The following is a 255-nucleotide window of genomic DNA, read 5'->3' on the forward strand; positions in this document are numbered from 1 at the left end:
AACTTGGGTGTTTATAGGTTTCCCGTGGCTTTTTGCAGGTTATGCTTTCACCGAACGGTTTCTGGATGGCTATGCGCCGTTATTCGGAATTTTCGGGGTTTTCTTTGCGGTCATCGTATTGGCGTGTGCATTGGTTGAAATTTTACAACGTCGTATTTTCTGGGTGATTCCATCAGCCCTCTTATTATTAGGCGCGTGTGGAGCATCAAAGCTTGAATTTGTGCAGCCCAAAGACAGCAAACCGTTATCTGTATC

At 45.1% G+C, this 255-nt stretch carries 1 pseudogene; it reads left to right on the forward strand.

Going from position 1 to position 255, the window contains the following annotated elements:
- A pseudogene (locus tag A7A69_RS13330) lies at window positions 1-255 on the forward strand (apolipoprotein N-acyltransferase); the annotation flags it as partial.

It is taken from the genome of Acinetobacter guerrae (assembly GCF_009372255.1).
GTDB classification, from domain to species: Bacteria; Pseudomonadota; Gammaproteobacteria; order Pseudomonadales; family Moraxellaceae; genus Acinetobacter; species Acinetobacter guerrae.